General features: G+C 35.2%; 3 protein-coding genes. All 3 read left to right on the forward strand.

What is annotated here, in order from left to right; translation table 11 throughout:
- The first annotated feature begins 95 nt into the window (after positions 1-95).
- Positions 96-3,155, forward strand: coding sequence for a SusC/RagA family TonB-linked outer membrane protein (locus L1I30_RS04380; RefSeq protein ID WP_236133030.1), 3,060 nt, complete (start codon positions 96-98; stop codon positions 3,153-3,155).
- A 5-nt stretch (positions 3,156-3,160) separates the two neighbouring features.
- The gene (locus L1I30_RS04385; protein ID WP_236133031.1) at positions 3,161-4,579 is read left to right on the forward strand and encodes a RagB/SusD family nutrient uptake outer membrane protein; all 1,419 of its coding nucleotides are present in this window, start codon (positions 3,161-3,163) and stop codon (positions 4,577-4,579) included.
- A gap of 111 nt (positions 4,580-4,690) precedes the next feature.
- Positions 4,691-6,589 (forward strand): putative porin (locus L1I30_RS04390; protein WP_262911017.1); only part of this gene is annotated, 1,899 nt, incomplete at its 3' end.

Here is a 6,589-nt window from a genome sequence, read left to right on the forward strand (position 1 = left end):
TGTTAAGATTTTAACACTTCAAATCTCATGATCAATTTGTTATATTAAGAAATTATTATGATTTTTGGCGCAGGCTAATTCAAATTAACAAAATAATGAAAAAAAGATTAAATGGAATTCTAACGCTGTTTCTAGCGTTCGTTGTGCAATTGACTTTTGCACAAGAGAAGACGGTTACTGGTATGGTAACTGATGCGGAAGGGATGCCTCTTCCAGGTGTTAACGTGGTTATTCGTGGTACCAATACTGGTGCTCAGAGTGATTTTGACGGTAATTATTCTATAAAAGCAGAACAGAACCAAGTTCTTGTTTTTAGTTATGTAGGCTTTTTAACTCAATCGCGTACTGTAGGTGCGCAATCGGTTATAAATGTTACAATGGAAGAAGATGCAGCTGTTTTAGACGAAGTTATTGTTCTGGGATACAGTACCAAAGGAGTTGAAGAAGTTACAGGGTCTTCAGTTCAATTAGGTGGTGCAGAGTTGGCGGAATCTCCAACAGTTTCTGTAGATCAAGCTCTACAGGGTAGAGTCGCTGGACTTCAAATCTCTCAAGCCTCAGGTACTCCGGGTTCTGTCGCGGATATCCGAATTAGAGGTATAAGTTCGATTAATGCCGATAATGATCCTCTTTATGTAATAGATGGGGTGCCGGTTACAAACAATAATATTTCGGGAAGTACTAGTTATTCTTCTTTAAACCCTTTGGCTTCTATTAATAGTCAGGATATCGAAACTTTAACAGTATTAAAAGATGCTTCGGCAACTGCAGCTTATGGTGCACGTGGATCTAATGGGGTAATTGTTATTACTACCAAATCTGGGAAATCAGGTGATACAAAATTCACATTTTCTTCCCAAGTAGGTTTTCAAAATGATGCTTACAACAAAAGAGATGTGTTAAAAGGAGCAGAGAGATATACTTTATTAAATGAAGCTCTTTACAGATCTTACGGACCAAATGGTACTATCGCTGATTTAGGAATTTCTGGCCCAGAAAATGGGATTTCAGAACTTCTTTCTGTGGATGATTTTTATGATGGAGTTACGGATAATAACTGGTCAGGTGAAATTAGAAATGAAGATGCTTTAACGCAGAATTATACTTTCTCTGCTTCAGGAGGTGGTGATAAATCTAACTTCTATGCATCTTTAGGTTATAACAAAACTGAAGCTACTGTAATTGGTAGTGCTTTTGAGAGAATCAATGGATCATTAAGCTTTGATAGAGATTTAAGGGATAATTTAAATTTGAGTACTTCTATAAATGTTTCTAACATTACTCAGAATCCGGTTCTTGAGAACGGAACTTTCTTTTCAAATCCTTTCATTACAAGATATTTGATGAATCCTTTTAACAGTATTAGAAATGATGATGGTTCATATAATATCGATCTTCCTTTTGGGTCTCTTCCAAACATTTTTTATGTTAACGAGAATAACGTGACTAGAAATGCATTAACAAGAGCGATTTCAAATACCAAATTGGATTGGGAATTATATGATGGTCTTACGTTCTCTAATAGAATTAGTATAGATTACCAATTAAACGAATATACTTCTTACAGAAATAGATATGAAGGTGATGCTGATGATATTAATGGTAGCATTGAAGTGAGTGATGAAAAGAACTTTAACTTAGTATACCAATCATCTTTAAACTATGGTTTCAAATTAGGAGAAGACCATAATTTTGATATTACCGCTCTTTTTGAATATCAAAAGAATCAAAACTCTTATTTATATGGTTCAGGTGAAAACTTTCCTGTAGATGGTTTAATTCAAATAAATACTGCAAGTGCTAATTTTGATGCAGATTCTCAATTTAGTGACTGGTATAATGTGTCTTATTTAGGATTAGTAAACTATAACTATGCTGGTAAGTACGTAATTGATGGAACTATCCGTCGTGAAGGATCTTCTCGATTTGCACCAAACAATAGATTTGGTACGTTTGGTTCTGTAGGTGCAGCCTGGAATGTTCATAGAGAAGATTTTATGTCAGGTAATATCTTCAATACGCTTAGATTAAGAGGATCTTTTGGTATTACAGGTAACAATGGTGTTGGACTTAATGCTTACCAACCTTTATTAACTTATAGTGCAAACTATGCAGATAATGGTGCAGGTTTTCCTTCTCAGTTTGGAAATGCCGATCTTACATGGGAAAAAGGAGAATCTTTTGATGTAGGTCTTTCTTTCGGAATTCTTCAAAACAGAATTTCTGGATCTTTTGCTTACTACAACCGTAGAACATATGATCTTTTATTAGACGTGCCATTATCTTTAACGACTGGTTTTGATGTTCAAGCTAGAAACGTTGGGGAAATGGTGAATAAAGGTATTGAAGCTGAATTAGCTTTTGATGTTATTAAAACAGAAGACTTTACTTGGAATATTTCTGCTAACTATGCAACTGTAGATAACGAAGTTACTGAACTAGCTCTTGGAGCAAATGGAAGTGAATTAGATACTGAAGCAGGTAGTAGTTATAAAACAACTAGAACTGGTTTACCATTGCGTTCTTGGTTCATGAGAACTTGGGCAGGGGTAGATTCTGAAACTGGATCTCCTACTTGGTATCTTAATGGTGTAGATGGTGAAGTAACTTCAAACTATAATGCCGCAGCTAGAGTTGATCAAGGCGCTAGTGCTTTACCAACATATTCTGGTGGTTTAGGAATGAGATTAAATTACAAAGGGTTCTTCGCTGAAGGAAATGCATCTTTTGCAGGTGGACACAAAATCTATGAGCAATACGCACAATTTTATTTAAGAACTAACTCTTTCACTTTGAATTCTTATAATGGTGTAAGTGAGCTATTAGATAGATGGCAACAACCTGGAGATATTACAAATGTACCTAAATTAGACTATGGTAGAAATGATAACTTCCATGCAACTTCGTCACGTCATTTATATGATGGAGATTATATTAGATTGAAAAATGTTGCAATTGGATATTCTATACCTTCTAAGTTTGTTGAATCTGTTGGAATTGATGGTTTAACGCTTACATTACGGGGTACAAATGTTGCTACATGGGTAAAAGATGATGGTTTATTATTGGATCCCGAAGTTAGAGCGAATGGATACACTGCATTAACTACGCCTCCTGTTGAATCATACACTTTAGGAGTTAACATTAAATTTTAAGAAAAATGAAAAAGAGCTTTAAATATTTATTTACAATTGCTTTAGGTCTTGGGGTTTTATCCTCTTGCTCTGAAGATAGTTTAGATCCAACTTTACAGCAATCTAAAGATATCGTTATTAGTGTAAACACGATTAATGATCTTCAAGCTGTAATCAACGGAGCTTATAACAGAATGTCTCTAACCGACTATTATGGAAGAGACAAGATCATTTTAGGAGAAGTGTTTTCAGATAATACTTCCTCTAATGCTAATTCAAATCGTTTCGTAGCCGAAGCGAGAATGGATTTATTGCCAACTTCTGCAATTGCTGAAACTTTATGGGCAAGACTGTATACGGTTATTGGGTCTGCTAATATCGTTATCAATGCTGAAGATATTACTGGAGATGAAGCGGAAATTAATCAGATAAAAGGTCAAGCTTATGTTATTAGAGCTTTAGCTCATTTTGATCTTCTAACTTTTTATGGACAACAGAACGTTAATGGCGGTGGTCTTTCGTCTTTAGGAGTGCCATATGTTACTGCTTTTAGAGATGAAAATAGCTTATTTCCTGCACGTAACACTGTGCAAGAAGTTAGAGATATGGCTTATGCAGATTTAACAGCTGCTAAAGGTTTGATGGATGATAGGGTAGGGAATGTTGAATACATCAATACCTACGCGGCAAGTGCTATAGAAGCAAGAATAGCAAATTACTTCGGTGATTGGCAAAGGTCTTTAGATGCTGCTGAAGAAGTAGTTTTATCTGATAATTTTTCAGTAATTTCAGAAAGTGCTTTCTTAAACTCTTTTGTAATAGATGGTGCGTCTAATTCAGTATTTGAAATAGCTGCTTCTGAAACTGATAATGAAGGAATTAATGGTCTTGCAAATATTTACCAGCAAGGTAGCTATGGTGATGTTATTGCATTGCCTAATTTAGCTGCTATCTATGAAGAAGGTGATGTTCGTGGGGTTTCTGATTTTAATCCGGCTGATGATGAAGATCCAACAACCGTGATTGGTTTGCATCCTAATGGAGCTTTAAGAAATGTGGGTAAATATCCTTCTTATGCTCCTTATAAGGATAATATTTCTGTGGTGCGATATGAAGAGGTTGTGTTAATTTATGCTGAAGCTTTATTGGAAACAGCTAGTCCTGCGGAAGCACTTACTTATCTTAATATGATACCTTCTAATAGAGGTGCTAGTGCTTACACCGAGGCTACTAAAGCGAACATTCTTTTAGAAAGAAGAAAGGAATTGGCATTTGAAGGTTTCAGATTTCATGACTTGGCGAGAACTAAAATGGATATTCCATTTGTAGATGTTGCTTTACAATTCCATGAAGGTCCTACTTATGGAAGTTTTAATTATGCATTGCCAATTCCTCTTGCAGAGGATGATGCAAATGCTAACCTTGTTCAGAATTTTGGTTACTAAGGTTATTAATTAATATAAAAAAAACCACCCTTTATGGGTGGTTTTTTGTTTTTATAGGAATGCTGTGTGTTCGCTTTATTATTTTACTTTTGTAGTATTCTTATCTTACATATGAAGCAATTAGCAATTCTACTTTTTTTTTTATTTACAGGGTCTTTAAGTTATAGTCAGGATCTAGAAAAAGATTTATCCACTTTGGGCAGGCCACAGCAGCAAGACTCTCTTCAAAAGCCCCCTATCACAGCTTACAAAATTATAAGTATCATGAATGATACTACTTTTCTCGATACCACACTCACTATCCAAAAAGATTATAAGTTTAATTATCTGCGTAAAGATAATTTTGAATTACTTCCGTTTGCCAATGTGGGCCAAACTTACAATTCTTTATCTCACAATTCCAAAGATGAAAATTTACTGCCTCAGTTTGGAGCTAGAGCAAGGCATTATAACTTTATGGAAGTCGAGGATATTTATTATTATGAAGTTCCTACTCCGCTAACAGAGCTATTTTTCAAAACGGTTCCGGAGCAAGGTCAGAACTTGGACGCTTTATTTACTGTAAATACTTCAGAGCGTCTTAATTTTATGATCGCTTACAAAGGCCTTAGGTCTCTGGGCAATTATCAAAATTCTTTGGTAAGTACGGGGAATTTTAGGTTCGGAATCAATTACCGAACTCCTAACGGAAAGTATTATGTGAGATCCCATTTCGTTTCTCAAGATCTATTAAATAGGGAGAGTGGAGGTTTGAACGACCAGGCTTTAGCACAATATTTATCAAAAGAATCAGAATTTGATGATCGTTCTTTACTGGAAATGCAGTTTGAAAATGCAGAGAATGTTCTGTTTGGCAAAAGATTTTATCTTAATCATCAATTCTACTTTTTAAAGGCAAAAAATAACCAGATTGAACTTGAGCACGTTCTCGATTTTAGTGATAAAAAGTTTATCTATCGGCAGGATGCTGCATCGGCATTATTTGGAGACTCTTATAGGGCAAGCAATCTTCGAGATGAAGTTAAGCTACGTCACATAGATAATTTAGTTAAACTGAGATATCAAAACAACCTTTTAGGACAGTTGGCAGTAAAAGCTGGAGTAAGTTATTATAATTATGGTTACAATTCTGTAGTTATTCTTGAAGACCAAACCATAGGAAACCGTTTAAAAGGTGAAAACTATTCTTTTGGTGCTGAATATTCCAATACTTTTAGCGGATTCGAAATTTATGGGGATGCTATGGCGAATCTTGTGGGAGATTTTACCGGGTATTATTTTACAGCAGGTTTGGGGTATAATATAAATGAAAATAATGCACTAAAAGTTGAAATCAATACCAACGAAAGAAAGCCAAATTATAATTTCCTTTTAAACCAAAGCGATTACCGTAATTATAACTGGCAAACTGATTTCGATAATCAGAACTCCCAAAATTTGAGTTTCAAATTACAATCTAAGAATATTGCAAATATTACCGGGGAGATTGCTCGAATAGGTAACTATGCCTATTTCGCTAAGGGTGAAGATAACGGGGTTAAGCCGTCTCAGTCGGGGAGTAATGTGAGTTATCTAAAATTAAAGGTTAAAAAGCAATTTGACTTTGGCAAATTTTCTCTTGCTAATACAATAATGTATCAAAATGTGTCCGAAGGTAAAGATGTACTTAATCTTCCGTCTTTTGTTACAAGGAATTCCTTTTTTTATAAAGACCATTGGTTTCAAAGAGCACTTTATTTGCAAACCGGTTTCACGCTTAAATATTTCACCTCTTATAATATGAATGGCTACGATCCGGTTTTAGCCGAATTCTATGTGCAAAATGAGCAGAAACTTGGGGATTTCCCGGTGGTAGATTTTTTCTTTAATGCCAAGGTCAAGCAAACCAGGATCTTTTTTAAGCTGGAACACCTTAACGAACTTATAAATACCAACAACAATTTCTCTGCTCCTTCATACCCTTACCGCGACTTCCTAGTCCGCTTCGGTTTGGTATGGGATTTCTTTTTA

Source organism: Gillisia lutea (genome assembly GCF_021568705.1).
GTDB lineage: Bacteria > Bacteroidota > Bacteroidia > Flavobacteriales > Flavobacteriaceae > Gillisia > Gillisia lutea.

What these genes read in the sequence shown, in the direction of transcription:
- L1I30_RS04380 (WP_236133030.1), top strand. Translation starts at nt 96, where the DNA reads ATGAAAAAAAGATTAAATGGAATTCTAACGCTGTTTCTAGCGTTCGTT.
- L1I30_RS04385 (WP_236133031.1), top strand. Translation starts at nt 3,161, where the DNA reads ATGAAAAAGAGCTTTAAATATTTATTTACAATTGCTTTAGGTCTTGGG.